Source organism: Phenylobacterium zucineum HLK1, from assembly GCF_000017265.1.
GTDB classification, from domain to species: Bacteria; Pseudomonadota; Alphaproteobacteria; order Caulobacterales; family Caulobacteraceae; genus Phenylobacterium; species Phenylobacterium zucineum.
Map to the genome: position 1 here is coordinate 1,360,671 of NC_011144.1, position 16,726 is coordinate 1,377,396.

A 16,726-nucleotide genomic window follows, 5' to 3' on the forward strand; every position below is an offset into this window, starting at 1 on the left:
GGTCAGCCATCCTACTGTCACTCGATCCCGTGTATGACGCGGGGTAAGAGCGCATCCTCCCCGGACGCTCGCCCGTATTCGGGCGATGGAGCACCTCAGTCTTGATCCGACGCCACTTCTTCCTTGTTGCGGCCCTCATCGTGCTGGCGGTCATGATCGTCGTCGGCGGCATGAAGGTCATCGGGCTGAAGGCCGGCGCGGGCGGAGGCGGCGGACCGGGCGGACCGCCCGGGGCGGCCATGAAGGGGCCCGGCGGCGGGGGCGGCGGATTCGGCGCCACGCAGGTGTCGGTCACGCCCGTGCAGCCGCGCGCCTTCACCGACACCATCGAGGTCCTGGGCGTCGCCAAGGGCCGCCAGTCGGTGACGCTGACCGCGGCCGCGACCCAGCTCGTCGAGCGGGTCCATTTCACCGACGGCCAGCAGGTGTCCCGCGGCGCGGTCCTGGTCGAGCTGCGCAACACCGAGCAGAGCGCCGGGATCGCCCAGGCCGAGGCCCGGCTGGTGCAGGCCCGGCGCGCCTATGACCGCTACCGCGCCCTGGGCGAGAAGGGCTTCGCCTCCAAGGCGGCGATCGACGAGTACGAAGCGGCCTGGCGCACGGCGCAGGCCGATCTCGCCGCCGCCCGCGCCCGCGAAGCCGACCGGGTCATCCGCGCGCCCTTCGCCGGGGTGGTGGGCCTGTCCGACGTGGCCCCTGGCGCGCTGGTGAATCCCGGGGCGCCGATCGTGACCCTGGACGACCTCTCGGCCGTGCGCGTCGACTTCCAGGTGCCCGAGCGCTACCTCGCCCAGCTGCGCGAGGGCCAGACGATCCTGGCCGCCGTGGACGCCTATCCCGGCGAGACCATCACCGGCCGCATCTCGCGGCTGGACACCCGTGTGGACGAGCGCACGCGGGCCATCACCGCCCGGGCCGAGTTCCCCAATCCCGGCCGCCGGCTGAAGCCCGGCATGCTGGTGCGGGTCGGCGTCTCGCGCGGGCAGCGCCAGAGCCTGAGCGTCCCGGAATCGGCCGTCTCGGTGCAGGGGGACGCGGCCTTCGTCTACGTCGTCCGGCAGGCCGGCGAGCGCACGCTGGCCGAGCAGCGGCCGGTGGTGACCGGCATCCGTCAGCAGGGCTTCGTCGAGGTCCTCGACGGTGTGCGGGCCGGCGAGCGGCTGGTCGCCGACGGCCTCAACAAGATCCAGCCGGGCCAGCCGATCCGCGTGGCCGGCCAGGCCGTCCAGCCCGGAGCGCGGCCTGCGCCGCGGCCCGCCGCATGATGCTGTCGGACATCTCGGTCCGCCGGCCCGTCTTCGCGGCGGTCGCGGCCATCATCCTGTGCGTCGTCGGCTTCGCCTCCTTCCAGGCGCTGACGGTGCGGGAGCTGCCCAGCGTGGACCCGCCGGTGGTGTCGGTCTCGACCGTCTATCGCGGCGCTTCGGCCGAGGTCATCGAGGAGCGGATCACCGAGGTGATCGAGCGGCAGGTCGCCGGTCTCGAAGGCATCGACCGCATCAACTCGGCCTCGCGGGACGGCTCCTCGCGGATCAACATCTCCTTCACCCTGGACCGCGACCTCGACGCCGCGGCCAACGACGTCCGCGACGCGGTCAGCCGGGTGATGGCGGCCCTGCCCGAACAGGCCGACCCGCCGCAGATCCAGAAGGCGAACGCCGACGCCTCGCCGATCATGTTCCTGAGCTTCAGCTCGGCGACCCTGAACCGGCTGCAGCTCACCGACTACGCCCAGCGCTATCTCGTCGAGCGGCTGTCCACCGTGCCGGGGGTCGCCAATGTCGGGGTGGGCGGCGCCCAGAACTACGCCATGCGCATCTGGCTCGACCCGGACGCTATGGCCGCCGCCGGCGTCACGGTGGAGGACGTCGAAAGCTCGCTGAACGCCCAGAACCTCGAGCTGCCCGCCGGCTCGCTCGAGGCGCCGGCCAAGGACTTCACCATCCGGGTGGCCCGCGGCTACGCCACGCCCGAGCAGTTCGCGCGGCTGCCGATCACCCGCGCGCGGACCACGGCCGCGTCCCAGACCTCCGCCGCGCTCGGCGGCGCGGCCGCGGGCGCCGGGGCGGCCCAGGGCGCGGTGCGCGACGTGACGACCGCGACCCAGGGCGAGACCTACATCACCCGGCTGGGCGACATCGCCCGGGTGGAGGAGGGGCCGGACGAGCACCGCCGCAGCTTCCGGTCCAACGGCAGCGAGATGGTCGGCATCGCCATCTTCCGCCAGAGCCTCGCCAACGACCTCGAGATCTCGGAAGGCGTCCGCAACGCCATCGAGCAGATCCGGCCCGGCCTGCCCGAGGGCAGCAAGCTGGAGGTCTCGGTCGACTACACCGAGTTCACCCGCCACGCGATCGACGAGGTGTGGTGGACCATGGCCATCGCGCTGGGCTGCGTGGCGCTGGTGAACTTCCTGTTCCTGGGCACCTGGCGCGCCGCCCTGATCCCCTCGATCGTGGCGCCGATCTGCATCCTGTCGACGTTCATCGTGCTCGCCCCGCTGGGCTTCTCGATCAACCTGCTGACGCTGCTGGCGCTCGTGCTCGCCATCGGGCTCGTCGTCGACGACGCCATCGTCGTGGTGGAGAACATCCAGCGGCGCATCGACGACGGCGAGCCGCCGGTCGTCGCCGCCCAGCGCGGGGCGCGCCAGGTGTTCTTCGCGGTCGTCGCCACGACGATCGTGCTGGTCTCGGTCTTCGCGCCCCTGATGTTCCTGCCGGGCTTCATCGGCCGGCTGTTCGTCGAACTCGCCGTCGCCGTCGCCGGCGCCGTGGCGTTCTCGGCCCTGCTGGCGCTGTCGCTGTCGCCCATGATGGCCTCGAAGCTGCTCCGCCCGGCGAAGGGCGAGGGCCGGCTGGCCCGCATCATCGACGGCGCCATGGACCGTCTGAAGACCTCGTACCACGCCTCGCTCGACCGCATGCTGGGCGACCGGCGGGTGTCGATCTCCGCCTCGGCCGTGGTGCTTCTGCTGGCCGCCGCGGCGGTGGGCGTCTTCAGCGTCCTGCCGCGCGAGCTGACTCCCGAGGAGGACCGCCGCCGCGCCCAGGTGATGCTGGTGGGCCCCGAAGGCGCCGGCTACGACTACACCCGCGCCGCGGCCCAGAAGGTCGAGCAGGTGCTCATGCGCTACCTCGACGAGGGCGTGCTCGACCGGTACGTGATGGTCAGCCCGCGCTTCGGCGGCGCCTCCAGCTTCAACACCGCCGGCGGCAACACCATGCTGTCGGAAGACGCCGGGATGACCACCCAGGAGTTCGCGGCCAGGCTGAACCGCGAACTCGCCGGCGTCACCGCGGTCCGCGCCATCGTCTCGCCCGAGGGCGGCCTGCAGCGCGGCGGTCCGGGCGGCGGCGGCGGGTCCAACGTCCAGCTGATCGCCACCGGCACCGACTATCCCGAGATCGAGCGTTGGATCCGCCCGATCCTGGCCGCCGCCGAGCAGAACCCGGGGCTCGGGCGTCCGCGCCTGGACTACGAGCCCACCAGCCCGCGCCTGGTGGTGGACATCGACCGCGACAAGGCCGCCGCGCTCGGCGTCTCGGCCCAGGCGGTCGGCCGGGCCCTGGAGACGAACTTCGGCTCGCGCCGGGTGACCACCTACATCCGCGACGGCCAGGAGTACGACGTCCTGCTGCAGACCGAGCGTTCGCGCCGGCAGAACGAGGCCGACCTGCGCAAGCTCTATGTGCGCAGCGCCTCGGGGGAGCAGGTGCCGCTCGCCTCGCTGGTCACCACCCGCGTGCGGGGCGACACGCCGGACCGCTCGCGGGTCGACCGCCTGCGCTCCATCACCCTGACGGCGCAGCTCAACCCCGGCTATTCCATGGGCGAGGCGATCGCCTTCTTCGAGTCCGAGGCCGCCAAGCAGCCCGCGGCGGGCGTGGGGATCAAGTGGGGCGGCGGCGCCCGCGACTACCTCGAATCCTCGGGCGCGGTGGGCTTCGCCTTCGCGATGGCGCTGCTGCTCGTCTTCCTGGTGCTGGCGGCGCAGTTCGAGAGCTGGATCCACCCCGCCGTGATCATGCTGACGGTGCCCGTCGCAGCGCTGGGCGGACTGTTCGGCCTGCTGCTCGCCGACTCCTCGGTCAACACCTACAGCCAGATCGGCCTGATCATCCTCGTGGGGATCGCGGCCAAGAACGGCATTCTGATCGTGGAGTTCGCCAACCAGCTGCGGGACGAGGGGCTGTCGATCCGCGAGGCGGTGATCGAGAGCGCATCGCTGCGCCTGCGGCCGATCATCATGACCTCGATCTCGGCGGCGGCGGGCGCGATCCCGCTGATCGTCTGGGGCGGGGCCGGCGGCGAGGCGCGGAAGACCATCGGCGTGACCATCTTCTTCGGCGCGATCTTCGCCACCATGGTCACGCTGTTCGTGGTGCCGGTGTTCTACAACATGCTGGCGAGGTTCACGAAGTCGCCGAACGCCACGGCCCGCCGCATCGAGGCCTTCGAGGAGGCCGAGCGCACGCGAGTGGCCAACGCGGCGGAATAGCCCCCGCCAAAAAGAAAGGCCTCCCGCCAAAAAGAACGGCCTCCCGGGTGAGGGGAGGCCGAGGAAGGGGGTCGCCAGGGGCCGGCAAGGGGGGGAGGACGGCCCCGGCAGGCCGCCACGCGGACGCGCCGGCCGAAAAGGTTGTCGACAGATGCAGTGATCGACCGACGGACAATGCGCCGCCCGTCTATGCGCGTCAAGGTTGTCTATTGCCGAATTCTGCTCGCGTCGCGTGAATTCCTACTGGGCCGTCCCACGAGTCTCGACCATCAGGAAGGCGATCAGGTCGGTCCGGTCCTTGGCGTCCTTCAGCCCCGCGAACGACATCTTGGTGCCGGGCAGGTAGGTCATCGGCTTGGCCAGCCACTCGTCGAGGTGCGGCCCGTCCCAGACGATGTCGGCGTTCTGCAGCGCGTCGGAGTACCGGAAGCCTTCGACCTGGGCCGCCTTGCGGCCGAACACGCCGTGCAGGTTCGGGCCGGTCATGTTGGCGCCGCCGGGCGTGATCGTGTGGCACGAGCGGCAGAGGGCGAACTTCGCCTTGCCGTTCGCCAGGTCCGCGGTGTTGTAGGGCGCAGGCAGGGTGGCGAGGACCTTCTGCGCCTGCTCGTCGGTGAGTTCGGGCGCGGCGGCCTGGCCGGACCCCGCCGGAGCCTCGCCCGGGGCCTGCTCCGTCGACGACTTGCCGCACGAGGCGAGGGCGGCCGCGACGACGGCGGTGGCGAGGATCGGTCCCAGACGGCGCATGGATATCTCCCTGAATGGCGGCGCAAGCTAGCGCGAAGCCGCGCCGATTCAAGCGAGCGTCAGCGCCGGCGCCGCCGCTCGCGGTTCACCGCCTCGTCCAGCGCCTGGAGGAAGCGCGACCGGTCGGCGGCGGCGAAGGCTCCGGGGCCGCCGGTGATCTCGCCGGTCGAGCGGATGTGCTCCATGATCGCCCGCTGGGCCAGGGCCGAGCCGATGGAATCGGCGGTGAACGCCCGGCCGTTCGGCGCGATCGCCGCGCCGCCGGCCTTCAGCACCCGGTCGGCCAGGGGGATGTCGTTGGTGACGACGATGTCGCCGGGCCGCACCTCTTGGGCGATCCAGTCGTCGGCCACGTCGGGACCCGCGTCCACGATCATCCGCTCGATCATCGGCGAGGCCGGGATGCGGATGAAGCTGTTGGAGACCACGAAGGTCTTCAGCCCGTAGCGGGCGGCGACCTTGTAGGTCTCGTCCTTCACCGGGCAGGCGTCGGCGTCGATGAAGATGCGCATGATCCACCGCCTAGCCCAAAGCCGCCGCCGGAACCACCGGGCGCGGGGAACCGTTGCCTTGGCGGTGTCCGCGCAGGGGGGCACGAGAGGGGAGGTCAGCCGTGTTCCGCAGAGCCGCGCCGGCCGGGACCGCCGGGCCCCGCGCCAAGATCCGCGAAGGCGGCCGCCCAGGGCGGTTGTGGCGCGGGGTGGCCGACGCTGCGGTCCTTCGCCTGCATGCCCTGGCCGTGCGGTTCGACTGGACGCCGCAGGCGTTCGGCGACGCCGGCCCGGTGGACGAGACCGACCCCTCGGCGCTGCGCGCCGAATGGCTGCGCCAGTACCGCACCTGGGCCGACGCCAGTCCCGAGCAACTGTTCGCGATCAAGGTCGGCGCGGTCCTGCTGGGCGGCGCCATCGCCGGCCTGCTGATCCTGATCGCCGCGATGTAGGGGCTTGCGCGACGCTGCGGCGCCCGGCCCAGACTGCGCTGGCAAGGCAGGAGGCGCCCCCGTGACCGTCATCGACCGCTGGCATTCCGTGGTGCGGACCCGCGACCGGGCCGCCCTGGCCGGGATGATCGCCGAGGGCGCGGTCTTCGAGAGCCCGGTGGTCCACACGCCGCAGCAGGGCAAGGCGATCACGGTGAAGTACCTCGAGAGCGCGCTCGAGGTGCTGAACAACGAGACCTTCCGCTATCTCGGCGAGTGGCGGGCCGAACGCTCGGCCGTGCTGGAGTTCGCCTGCGAGATCGAGGGGATCACGATCAACGGCGTCGACATGATCTGGTGGGACGAGGCCGGCCGCATCGTGCGCTTCAAGGTGATGATCCGGCCGCTGAAGGCGATCAACCTGCTGCACCGTCTGATGGGCGAGAAGCTGGCCGCGGCCCGCTGAGGCCGATGGTGCCGGATGCAGGGCTCGAACCCGCGACCTTCGGTTTACAAAACCGCTGCTCTACCAGCTGAGCTAATCCGGCATATTAAGCGATATCAAACATTTGGCTCTCAGGCGGTGGTGGGTGGGCCCTTGCGGGGCACGCATGGGGCACAACCAGCCGGAGGCGTCGCCTCCGATGGCACAACCGGCCTATCTCGGCAACCTGTCGAGCATAGGCAGCGGTCTGCGCAGCGACCCCTTCATCGGCGATCCGAAGGCCTGCCGCTTCGATCCCGGCGAGCTGACCTGTCGCGACGGCGATCGCGCCGATTGTCTGACGGAAGGGGAGGTGGCGACCGCCCGGGCGTTCTACTCGGGCCGACCGATCGGGCCAGGCGCCCCCTGTTCTACGGCTGGCTCCCGGGGAGCGAGGCGACCGGGTTCTTCGACTGGAAATTCCTGCAGTCGCGGCCCAACGGCCAGCCGGCCTTCGTGAGCCTCTTCAGGTGGGTCTTCGGCCGGGACTGGGACTGGTCAGGGTTTCAGGTGGAGCGCGACATGGCGACGGTCGACGCCGCCCTCGGCCCCATCGTGAACGACGCCACCCGCGGGTCCTTGCGCGCGTTTCGCGATCGAGGCGGCAAGCTGATCGTCTATCACGGCTGGGCCGACAGCCTCGTGCCGCCCGACCAAACGGTCGCCTTCTATGAGCGGCTCGTGCGCGACGCGGGCGGCCTGTGCGCGTATCCGGCGAAGGCCTGGTGGCGCGGCGCAGGCGACCCGAACGACGCGACGAACTTCGTCTGCTCGGTGTCCCGACCGGCGACGCCGTAGGTGAAGCCATAGGGGAAGAGGGGGAGGCGGGGCGGTCCTATGCCGCCACGGCGGAACGCGGCGGCGGCGCCCGGGGCCGGCCCTTACCGCGGGGCGGGGTCGAGCAACCGAGGTCCGGGGCCGTCACCGGCAAGCGCGTCCTGCGGGTTGCGCAGCGGACAGTGACTGGTGGAGAGGCAGCCGCAGCCGATGCAGCCGTCGAGCTGGTCCCGCAGGCCGATCAGGCGCTGGATGCGGTCGTCGAGGTCCCGCCGCCAGCGCGACGAGAGCCGCATCCAGTCTTCCCGTGTCGGCGCTCGGTCCTGGGGGAGTTCGGCGAAGGCCTGAGCGACCACGGACAGCGGCACGCCGGCGCGCTGCGCGACGCGGATCACCGCCACGCGCCGGAGCACCTCGCGCGAAAAGCGCCGCTGATTGCCTTCGCTTCGGCGGCTGCTGATGAGCCCCTTCGCCTCATAGAAATGGATCGTCGAGACGCGGACGCCGCTGCGCCGCGCCACCTCCCCGACGGTGAGTTCCGCTGCTGGGCGCATCGGTCGCAAGATCGTCCCTGGAGGTCTTGACCTCAACTAAGGTTGAGGAACTATGTCCCGGCTCCGTCCTTTGCAAGGAGGAGCAGACATGACGCAACCGCTGCGCCTGGCGATGATGCTGGGCAGCGTCCGGCCGAACCGCATCTGCGACACGGTCGGGCTGACGCGGCTCGCCTGGTGGATCCGGACGCCGCGATCCGCGCGCGCCGATGAAGCCTATGGAGCGGTCGCATGAGGCCTGGTGCGCAAGAGGGCGACGCGCGTGTGCTGGTCGTCGGCCAGGATCCCGAGGTGCTGGAGTTCGTCCTGCAGGAGCTTGCCGGGGCCGGCGTGCCGGCCCGGGGAACGACGCTCGCCGACGTGGACGGGGCGCACGGCGCCTTCGACCTCGTGGCCTTCGGCGCAGGGACGCCGCACCAGGACCGCAAGCGCCTGCAGGGCCGTTTCGCCGCCGCCAACCCCACGGCCCGCTTCCTGCGGACCTATGCGCCCTATGCCGCCGCCCAGGTTCTGGCGGCGGTCGGCGCCGCGGCGTCGGCCGAGACCCTGGACCTGAAGGCCTACTGCCGGCGCATCGGCTACGGTGGCCCCCTGGAGCCCACTCTGGAGACCTTGCACGCGCTGCAGGCGCACCACCTCGCTGCGATCCCGTTCGAGGCCATCGACGTGCTGCTTGGCCGCCACGTCGACATCTCGCCGGCGGCGGTCGACGCGAAGCTCATCGCGCGCGGGCGAGGCGGCTACTGCTACGAGCAGAACGGCCTCTTCAAGCGCGTCCTGACCGCGATCGGCTTCGAGGTGGACGCGCTCGTCGCCAGCGTGCGCTGGCAGGCGCCGGCGGGCGCGCCTCCCCCGCCTCGCACCCACATGGCGCTGCGGGTCACGGTCGACGGCGCGCCGTGGCTCGTGGATGTGGGCTTCGGCTCCGCCGTGCCGGCGGCGCCGCTGCGGCTCGACCGCAGAGATCCGCAGTCCGCCGGCGACGGCCGCTACCGGGTGACCCCGCTCGGGGCCGGCTTCCTTGTGCGAACGGAGGCGGATGGGCAGTGGCTGCCGCTCTACGACGTCTCGCCGGAGCCGTTGCTGGACAGCCACTACGAGCTGTTCAACTGGTTCACCTCGACCCACCCCTCGTCGCACTTCCGTCGCCAGTTGATCGTCACCAAGGCGACGCCGGAGGCGCGCTTCGCCCTGCTGGACTCGAAGCTCACCATCCGGGCGCGGACCGGTGAAGCTGAGCGCCGGCGCCTCGATGCGGACGGGATCGCGCACGTGCTGGAGTCGGTGTTCGGTCTCACGCCGGCGCCGGACTGGCGGCCGGTGTTGGCGGCCGCCGCCGAGCGTGGCGCCTCCTGACCAAGGGCGGCGCGAGCCGCCGTTCGCAGGTCGGCTGCTCCCGCCCCAGGTTGCGCCGCCGGCGCCCCGCCATCGCGATGGAGCGCGGTAATATAACGACGTTATACTGCATAAGCATCAGCGACTTGCTGTCTGCTACTGTGTCGCACCCGATCAGGCCTGTATCACTCTGGAGCTAAAACGACGCGGTTATCGGCGTTGCTTTGCATACATCTTCTGCAATAACGGAATCCGCGATCAGACGGGGCGGCGGCCCGCTCAAGCCGCGGCGCCACGCCGAAAGCAGATGGGGTGGATGGCTCCCGCTCACGGCATCTGAGTGCCAGACTTGTGGAAGTTGTCGAACAACCACGAGCGAAGGGAGCCACCCAGATGGAGATTACAACGATCGGCCTGGATCTCGCCAAGAGCGTTTTTCAGGTTCACGCGGTTGACGCCGAGGGGAAGGTCATCGTCCGCAAAGCTCTTCGACGAGCCCAGGTTCTGCCGTTCTTCAAGACCGCGCCGCCCTGCCTGGTGGGGATCGAGGCCTGCGGCACGTCGCACCATTGGGCGCGCGAGCTGAGGCGGCTCGGCCACGAGGTGCGGCTGATGCCGCCGGCTTACGTGAAACCCTACGTGAAGCGCGGCAAGACCGACGCCAACGACGCCGAGGCGATCTGCGAGGCGGTGACGCGGCCGACGATGCGGTTCGTGGCGATCAAGTCCGAGCAGCAGCAGGCGGCCCTGGCGCTGCACCGGACCCGAGATCTGCTGGTCAAGCAGCGCACCCAGCTGGTCAACATGATCCGCGGCCTCCTGGCTGAGTTTGGGATCGAGATGGCGCGCGGCCTGCATCATGCCCTCGACCTAGCCGCACGGGTTGCTCAAGGCGCTGCGCCGGACGTGCCCGAGCTGGCGGCGCGAGTCATCACCGGCCTGGCGGGCCAGATCGGCGATCTGCAGGTCCGTCTCACGGCGCTGGAGAAGGAGCTGCTGACCTGGCATCGGACAAACGAGCTGTCTCAGCGCCTCAGCACCATCCCTGGCGTCGGCCTGATCTCGGCCACGGCGCTTGCCGCCTCAGTCACCGACGCCAGCCGCTTCCGCTCCGGGCGGCAGTTTGCGGCCTCGCTTGGCCTAACACCGCTGCAGAACTCCAGCGGCGGCAAGGAGCGGATGGGGAGGATCTCACGGATGGGCGATCGATATCTGAGACGCCTGCTGGTCGTCGGCATGACCTCGCTCGTGCGCCGTGCACGAACAAGACCGGACTCGGTCGACCCGCGCATCGCTGCGATGCTGGCGCGCAAACCCGCTCGCGTGGTGACGGTGGCCGCGGCCAATCGCACCGCCCGTGTCGCCTGGTCGATCATGGCCCGCGGCGGCGTCTACCGCGCGCCTCAGGGCGTGACCGCCTGACAGATTAGCTGATCGTCGACGACCAGCTTCCGGAGGTTGCGAGCGCGATGTGAAGTGATGGCGAACCGGTCAGACCGGGAGCTGGGACACCCCGCGTAGTGTCCAAGGCGTCGAAGCCTGCAAAGCAGAGTGGGACCCAGCTTGCGGACACCATCAGGGCCAGCAGTCCTTGAAACGACTGCATCAACAGGCCGGACACAAGACTGCACCCGACCCAGCCGCCAAAACATCAAATCGAGCCTTGCAACGCGGGAGCCATCCACACAGGACGCTGCGGGGGACGGGCGAGCCAAGGAACAATGGGGGGTCCGGCGCGCCTCAGCGCCGTCTGGCGGAGCATCCGCGCGGACCCGGAGCGGACTGCCAGTCAGTCCGGATGGGGGCGTCATGGCGGATACGGTTCTCGACTTCAACACAGCCAGCGAGACGGACCTCGGCTCCATCGTCAGGGACGGTCAAGGGGGATCGGCCGACATCGCCGACCGCGTCATCGAGCTGTTCGTCAGCGACACATCGGCCGCGTCGCCCGTGACGAACCTGGGCTATTACAGCGGCCTGGGCGATGGCAGCCAGGACGGGCTGGTCTCCGCCAGCGGCGGCGACCTGAGCTTCGTCATTAGATCCCAGGACGATTCGGAATTCGCGTTCAAAGGCCTGTACCTCTACGCCTATCTCGGCGGCACCTTCCAGGCCAAGATCGAGGGGTTCAGGGATGGCCAGTCGACCGGCTTTATCACGGCCAATTTCTCAGACGCCGGGCCGGTCTACGGGGTGACGCTCACCAGCGCCGAGCTCACCCCCGGCACGTTCCAGAACGTCGACGAAGTCCGCATCACCGATATGGCCGGCGGAGAGCTCTGGCTCGCCTACGACCAGTTCGTCATCGGTGACGCGGTGGACCCCAACACCGTCCCGACCGCGACGAACCTGACGCAGACGGTCGCCTACACCGAGGACCCGGGCGGGGCGGTCGCGCTGCCGGATATCGTGGTCACCGACCCGGACGCCGGCGAGACGATCACCGCGACCCTGACCCTCAGCAGCGCGGCGGCGGGCAGCCTGTCGACGGGGACCTTCGGTTCGGCCACCTCGACGTACACCGCCGGGACCGGAGTGTGGACGGTCACCGGCTCGGTGGCCGACGTCAACGCGGCCCTGGCGGCGGTCAGCTTCACGCCGGCGACCAGCTGGGACAAGGACGTCACCCTCACGACGCATATCGAGGACGCGGCGGGCGCAGGTCCGGCGGACGGGGCGATCACCCTCGACGTGACGCCGGTGAACGACGCCCCCACGGCCACCAACCTGACCCAGTCCAAGGCCGTCACCGAGGCCGGATCGGCGACCGCGCTGGACGACATCGTGGTGACCGACGTCGACACGGGCGAGGCGATCACGGCGACCCTGACGCTCAGCAGCGCGGGGGCGGGCGCCCTGTCGACCGGAACCTTCGGCGCGGCGACGTCGACCTACAACGCCGGGACCGGCGTGTGGACCGTCACCGGCTCCGCGGCCGACGTGAACGCCGCCCTGGCCGCCGTGGCCCTGACGCCGTCGGCGAACAACGATCAGGACTTCACCATCGCGACCCGCATCCGGGATGCGGCCGGGACGGGCCCCGCCGACGGGACGATCAGCGTCGCGGTCACCGCGGTCAACGACGCCCCGACCGCCACCAACCTGACCCAGACGGTCGCCTACACCGAGGATCCGGGCGGTGCGGTCGCGCTGCCGGATATCGTGGTCAGCGACGCCGACACGGGCGAGGCGATCACCGCGACCCTCACGCTCAGCAGCACTGCGGCGGGCAGCCTGTCCACGGGGACCTACGGCTCGGCCACCTCGACCTATGACGCGGGGACGGGGGTGTGGACGGTCACCGGCTCGGTGGCGGACGTCAACGCGGCCCTGGCGGCGGTCAGCTTCACGCCGGCCTCGAACTGGGACCAGGACGTCACCATGGCGACCCATGTCGAGGACGCCGCGGGCGCGGGCCCGGCGGACGGGACGATCACCCTCGACGTCACGCCGGTGAACGACGCCCCCACGGCCACCAACCTGACCCAGTCCAAGGCCGCCGTCGAAGGCGGCTCGGCGGTGGCGCTCGACGACATCGTGGTGTCGGACATCGACACGGGCGAGCAGATCACGGCGACCCTGACGCTCAGCAGCGCGGGGGCGGGCGCCCTGTCGACCGGGACCTTCGGCTCGGCGACCTCCACCTACAACGCGGGCACGGGGGTGTGGACCGTCACCGGCTCGGTGGCCGACGTGAACGCCGCCCTGGCCGCCGTGGCCCTGACGCCCTCGGCCGACAACGACCAGGACTTCACCATCGCGACCCGCATCTACGACTCGGCGTGGAGCGGGCCAGCCGACGGGACGATCAGCGTCGCGGTCACCGCGGTCAACGACGCTCCGACGGTCAGCGCCGCGCCGAGCCTGACCCTGACCGAGGACCAGCCGCGCGCCCTGACCGCCGCGGATTTCAATTTCGCCGACGTGGACGGCGATGCGCTGGCCTCGGTGACCGTCGTCGCCCTTCCGGGCGCGGGAACCCTGACCCTGGACGGCGCCGCCGTCTCCGCCGGCCAGACCATCGACCGCGCCGACCTCGACGCCGGCAAGCTGGTCTTCACCCCGACCGCGGACGGGGCGGGCGCGGGTTACGCCAGCTTCACGTTCACCGTCTCGGACGGGACGGCCTCGTCCGCCCAGGCCACGGCCGCATTCAACGTCACGGCCGTCAACGACGCGCCGACCACGGACGCCGCCAAAGGCTATGTGAACGCCGGCGCCGCCACCGAGACGGGCGGGCTGGTAGTCATCGACGCAGCCAAGCTCAACGAGGGCGACGTCGACGACGCCGGGTCCGGCGTGAGCTACACCGTGACCGCGGCGACCGCCGCCGGGACGCTGTTCCTTGACACCAACGGGAACGGCGTGGTGGACGGCGGCGAGGCCCTGGCGGCGGCCGACACCTTCACCCAGGCCGACATCGACGCCGGGCGCCTCAAGTACCTGCATGGCGGCGGGGCCGGGGCCGCCGACAGCTTCACCTTCAGCGTCGCGGACGGCGGCGAGGACGGGGCGGCGGCGCTGACCGGGCTGACGTTCGGCGTCAGCGTGGCGGAACGGCCGGTCGTGACCATCGGCGCGGGCTCCCCCGCCTACGCCGAGGACGGGGCGGCGGTGGCGATCGCGCCGAACCTGACCCTCGTCGACGGCGACAGCGCGGACATGAGCGGCGCCACGGTGACCATCACCGACCTCGTGGCCGGCGATGTCCTCGGATTCACAAATCAGAACGGCATCACCGGCAGCTTCGACGCCGGGGCAGGGGTGCTGACGCTGAGTGGGACGGCGACCCGCGCGCAGTATGAGGCGGCCCTGCGCTCGGTGACCTTCGGCAGCTCCAGCGAGAACCCCGCCACCGGGGCCGGGGCCGGCGACCGGGTCATCAGCTTCCAGGTGAGAGACGGCGGGCTCGCCAGCGTGGCCGAGAACGTCACCGTGGCGGTGAGCAACGCCAACGACGCGCCGACCGCCACCAACCTGACTCAGACGGTCGCCTACACGGAGGATCCCGGTTCGCCGGTGGCCCTGGGCGATATCGTGGTCAGCGACGCGGACACGGGCGAGACGATCACAGCCACCCTGACCCTGTCGGAGCCGCTGGCCGGGAGCCTGTCGACGGGGACCTTCGGCTCGGCCACCTCGACCTACACCGCCGGGACGGGCGTCTGGACGGTCACGGGCTCGGTGATCGACGTGAACGCCGCCCTCGCCGCCGTGAGCTTCACGCCCGACGGCAACTGGGACCAGGACGTGACCGTCGCGACCCGCATCCGGGACGCGGCGGACGCGGGTCCGGCCGACGGGACGATCACCCTGGACGTGACGCCGGTGAACGATCCGCCGACGGGCGCGGTGACCATCAGCGGGACGGCGACCCAGGGCCAGACCCTGACGGCGGCCCACACCCTGGCCGACGACGACGAGCTGGGGCCCGTCAGCTACCAGTGGCGGGCCGATGGGACGCCGATCGCCGGTGCGACCGGCTCCACCTACACCCTGGCCCAGGCCGAGGTGGGCAAGGCGATCACCGTCGTGGCCAGCTACACCGACGGGGCGGGCAACGCCGAGAGCGTCGCCTCGGCGGCGACGGCGACGGTCGCCAACGTCAACGACGCGCCGACGGGGTCGGTGACCATTTCCGGGAGCGCCCAGGTGGGCGCGACCCTGACGGCCGGCAACACCCTGGCCGACCTCGATGGCCTGGGGACCATCACCTACCAGTGGCGCGCCGACGGCGCCGACCTGACCGGCGAGACGGGCGCCACCCTTGCGGTGACGAGCAGCCTGCTCGGCAAGACGATCACGGTGGTGGCGCGCTACACCGACGGCCTCGGCGCCGCCGAGACGGTCGCGTCCGCGGCGACGTCCGCGGTCAGCGATCCGCCGCCGCCGCCGCCTCCGCCGCCCCCGACCTCGAACGAGACCATCGACGGCGTGCCGGTGCAGACCGGAACCGTGACCAACCCGGACGGCTCCACGTCCCAGGTCATCACCATCCCGATCGTGACCTCGACCCGGCCCGAGCAGGTGGGCGATACGACGGTGGCCGACATCCCCCTGGTGACGGGCGGATCCGGGCCGCCGCCGCTGCTCGCCCAAGTCCCCGTCGGCCTCGGGCTGCAGGCGACCGGCCCCGGCGCCCCACAGCCGGCAGGCAATTCGCTCGCCGATCTCATCCGAGCCATCCAGACCCATACGGCCCCCGGCTCGACGGACCAGATCCAGCTCACCGGGGGTGGTTCGGGCTTCCTGCAGGGCCTCTCGCCCGACGCGCCGCTCATCGTCCAGACCCTGACGCCGACCGCGCCGACCGGCGTGGCGCCGCCGACCGCGCCCCTGGTGATCAGCGGCGCTCCGATCGCGCCCGGCACGCCGAACACGGCCCTGGTGATCGACACGCGCAGCCTGCCCTCGGGCGTGACCCTCCAGCTCGACAACGTCGGCTTCGCCGCGGTTGTCGGGGCGGCCCGGGTGATCGGCGGCGAAGGCTCGCAGAGGGTCTGGGGCGACGGGGCGAACCAGTCCCTGTTCCTCGGAGCCGACGACGATGAGCTGCACGGCGGCGGCGGCGCCGACACGGTCGCCTCGGCCGGGGGCGACGACCGCCTGTTCGGCGACGACGGCGACGATGCGGTGTCCGGCGGCGAAGGCGCCGACCAGGTCTGGGGCGGCGCGGGCGAGGACCATGTCCACGGCAACGTCGGCGACGACTTCGTCCACGGCGGCGAGGGGCGCGACACCCTGCACGGCGGTCAGGGCCATGACGTGGTCCGGGGCGGCCAGGGCGACGACATCGCCCTCGGCGACCTCGGCTACGACACCCTCTTCGGCGACCTCGGAGCGGACGTGCTGCAGGGCGGGGCGGGCGACGACGTGGTCTGGGGCGGCGGCGGCTTGGTCCCCGGCGCGGACGCCGGCGACTGGATCGACGGCGGCGAGGGCAGCGACTTCGTCCACGGCAACCAGGGCGACGACACGGTGCTGGGCGGGCTCGGCGCCGACGTCGTCCACGGCGGCCAGGGCGCCGACCGGCTGGAGGGCGAGGACGGTGCGGATACGCTGTCCGGCGACCAGGGAGACGACGTCCTGATCGGCGGCGCCGGCGCCGACCGCTTCCTGGTGTTCGCCGGCGGCGGCGTCGACCGCATCCTGGACTTCGACGTTCAGGAGGGCGACCGCCTGCACCTGGACGCCGGTCTCAGCTACACGCTTCGCCAGGACGGCGCCGACACCATCGTCGACCTCGGCGGCGGCCAGCGCGTCGTGCTTGCGGACGTGCGCTCGGAGACCCTCGGCGACGGCTGGATCGTCGGCGGCTGACGAGGGCCGCCGGCCCCTGTCCGCGCAGGTTCCGGCGCTGCAGGGACAGCCGGCTCGCCCAAAGGCGCTAGTTCGGCGTTCTCCCC

General features: G+C 71.3%; 12 protein-coding genes and 1 tRNA gene. 9 read left to right on the forward strand and 4 right to left on the reverse strand.

The features are described from left to right. The first annotated feature begins 101 nt into the window (after window positions 1-101). Window positions 102-1,265: an efflux RND transporter periplasmic adaptor subunit gene (locus tag PHZ_RS06550; protein ID WP_041373293.1), complete on the forward strand. Its 1,164-nt coding sequence runs from the start codon at window positions 102-104 to the stop codon at window positions 1,263-1,265. Next, window positions 1,265-4,501: an efflux RND transporter permease subunit gene (locus PHZ_RS06555; RefSeq protein WP_041373973.1), complete on the forward strand. Its 3,237-nt coding sequence runs from the start codon at window positions 1,265-1,267 to the stop codon at window positions 4,499-4,501. The genes PHZ_RS06550 and PHZ_RS06555 overlap by 1 nt, the downstream gene beginning before the upstream one ends. A 240-nt stretch (window positions 4,502-4,741) precedes the next feature. On the opposite strand, the gene PHZ_RS06560 is transcribed toward PHZ_RS06555, so the two are convergent. After that, entirely contained in the window at window positions 4,742-5,248 is a 507-nt protein-coding gene (locus PHZ_RS06560; protein ID WP_012521748.1) for a c-type cytochrome, read from the reverse strand. A gap of 59 nt (window positions 5,249-5,307) precedes the next feature. Beyond that, the gene (locus PHZ_RS06565) at window positions 5,308-5,760 is read right to left on the reverse strand and encodes a YaiI/YqxD family protein (protein WP_012521749.1); all 453 of its coding nucleotides are present in this window, start codon (window positions 5,758-5,760) and stop codon (window positions 5,308-5,310) included. 101 nt (window positions 5,761-5,861) lie between these two features. On the opposite strand from PHZ_RS06565, the gene PHZ_RS06570 reads away from it, so the two are divergent. After that, window positions 5,862-6,191 carry a hypothetical protein gene (locus tag PHZ_RS06570; RefSeq protein ID WP_041373294.1) on the forward strand — a complete coding sequence of 110 codons (330 nt, stop codon included), beginning with the start codon at window positions 5,862-5,864 and terminating at the stop codon, window positions 6,189-6,191. A gap of 61 nt (window positions 6,192-6,252) precedes the next feature. Continuing rightward, entirely contained in the window at window positions 6,253-6,636 is a 384-nt protein-coding gene (locus tag PHZ_RS06575; protein ID WP_012521750.1) for a nuclear transport factor 2 family protein, read from the forward strand. Between the two features lie 6 nt (window positions 6,637-6,642). Here the strand turns inward: PHZ_RS06575 and PHZ_RS06580 are convergent. Next, window positions 6,643-6,718 (reverse strand) — tRNA-Thr (locus PHZ_RS06580). Window positions 6,719-7,176: 458 nt separating this feature from the next. Between PHZ_RS06580 and PHZ_RS23450 the strand changes: the two genes are divergently transcribed. Continuing rightward, entirely contained in the window at window positions 7,177-7,452 is a 276-nt protein-coding gene (locus PHZ_RS23450) for a tannase/feruloyl esterase family alpha/beta hydrolase (RefSeq protein ID WP_041373295.1), read from the forward strand. A gap of 83 nt (window positions 7,453-7,535) precedes the next feature. Here PHZ_RS23450 and soxR read toward each other — a convergent pair whose 3' ends face one another. Beyond that, window positions 7,536-7,985: a redox-sensitive transcriptional activator SoxR gene (soxR, locus tag PHZ_RS06590; RefSeq protein WP_041373296.1), complete on the reverse strand. Its 450-nt coding sequence runs from the start codon at window positions 7,983-7,985 to the stop codon at window positions 7,536-7,538. 88 nt (window positions 7,986-8,073) lie between these two features. Between soxR and PHZ_RS23030 the strand changes: the two genes are divergently transcribed. From PHZ_RS23030 to PHZ_RS06605, 4 genes are all read left to right on the forward strand, one after another. After that, window positions 8,074-8,220: a hypothetical protein gene (locus PHZ_RS23030; RefSeq protein ID WP_187149103.1), complete on the forward strand. Its 147-nt coding sequence runs from the start codon at window positions 8,074-8,076 to the stop codon at window positions 8,218-8,220. After that, the gene (locus tag PHZ_RS06595) at window positions 8,217-9,341 is read left to right on the forward strand and encodes an arylamine N-acetyltransferase family protein (RefSeq protein WP_083770844.1); all 1,125 of its coding nucleotides are present in this window, start codon (window positions 8,217-8,219) and stop codon (window positions 9,339-9,341) included. Before PHZ_RS23030 ends, PHZ_RS06595 begins: the two co-directional genes overlap by 4 nt. A gap of 372 nt (window positions 9,342-9,713) precedes the next feature. After that, the gene (locus PHZ_RS06600; RefSeq protein WP_012520421.1) at window positions 9,714-10,742 is read left to right on the forward strand and encodes an IS110 family RNA-guided transposase; all 1,029 of its coding nucleotides are present in this window, start codon (window positions 9,714-9,716) and stop codon (window positions 10,740-10,742) included. A gap of 387 nt (window positions 10,743-11,129) precedes the next feature. Next, window positions 11,130-16,640: a beta strand repeat-containing protein gene (locus tag PHZ_RS06605; protein ID WP_012521753.1), complete on the forward strand. Its 5,511-nt coding sequence runs from the start codon at window positions 11,130-11,132 to the stop codon at window positions 16,638-16,640. Window positions 16,641-16,726: the final 86 nt, after the last annotated feature.

Bases quoted from the DNA above. Each gene is read 5' to 3' on its own strand.
- PHZ_RS23450 (WP_041373295.1), top strand. From the start codon at position 7,177: ATGGCGACGGTCGACGCCGCCCTCGGCCCCATCGTGAACGACGCCACC.
- PHZ_RS06595 (WP_083770844.1), top strand. From the start codon at position 8,217: ATGAGGCCTGGTGCGCAAGAGGGCGACGCGCGTGTGCTGGTCGTCGGC.
- PHZ_RS23030 (WP_187149103.1), top strand. From the start codon at position 8,074: ATGACGCAACCGCTGCGCCTGGCGATGATGCTGGGCAGCGTCCGGCCG.
- PHZ_RS06605 (WP_012521753.1), top strand. From the start codon at position 11,130: ATGGCGGATACGGTTCTCGACTTCAACACAGCCAGCGAGACGGACCTC.
- PHZ_RS06560 (WP_012521748.1), bottom strand. From the start codon at position 5,248: ATGCGCCGTCTGGGACCGATCCTCGCCACCGCCGTCGTCGCGGCCGCC.
- soxR (WP_041373296.1), bottom strand. From the start codon at position 7,985: ATGCGCCCAGCAGCGGAACTCACCGTCGGGGAGGTGGCGCGGCGCAGC.
- PHZ_RS06600 (WP_012520421.1), top strand. From the start codon at position 9,714: ATGGAGATTACAACGATCGGCCTGGATCTCGCCAAGAGCGTTTTTCAG.
- PHZ_RS06565 (WP_012521749.1), bottom strand. From the start codon at position 5,760: ATGCGCATCTTCATCGACGCCGACGCCTGCCCGGTGAAGGACGAGACC.
- PHZ_RS06555 (WP_041373973.1), top strand. From the start codon at position 1,265: ATGCTGTCGGACATCTCGGTCCGCCGGCCCGTCTTCGCGGCGGTCGCG.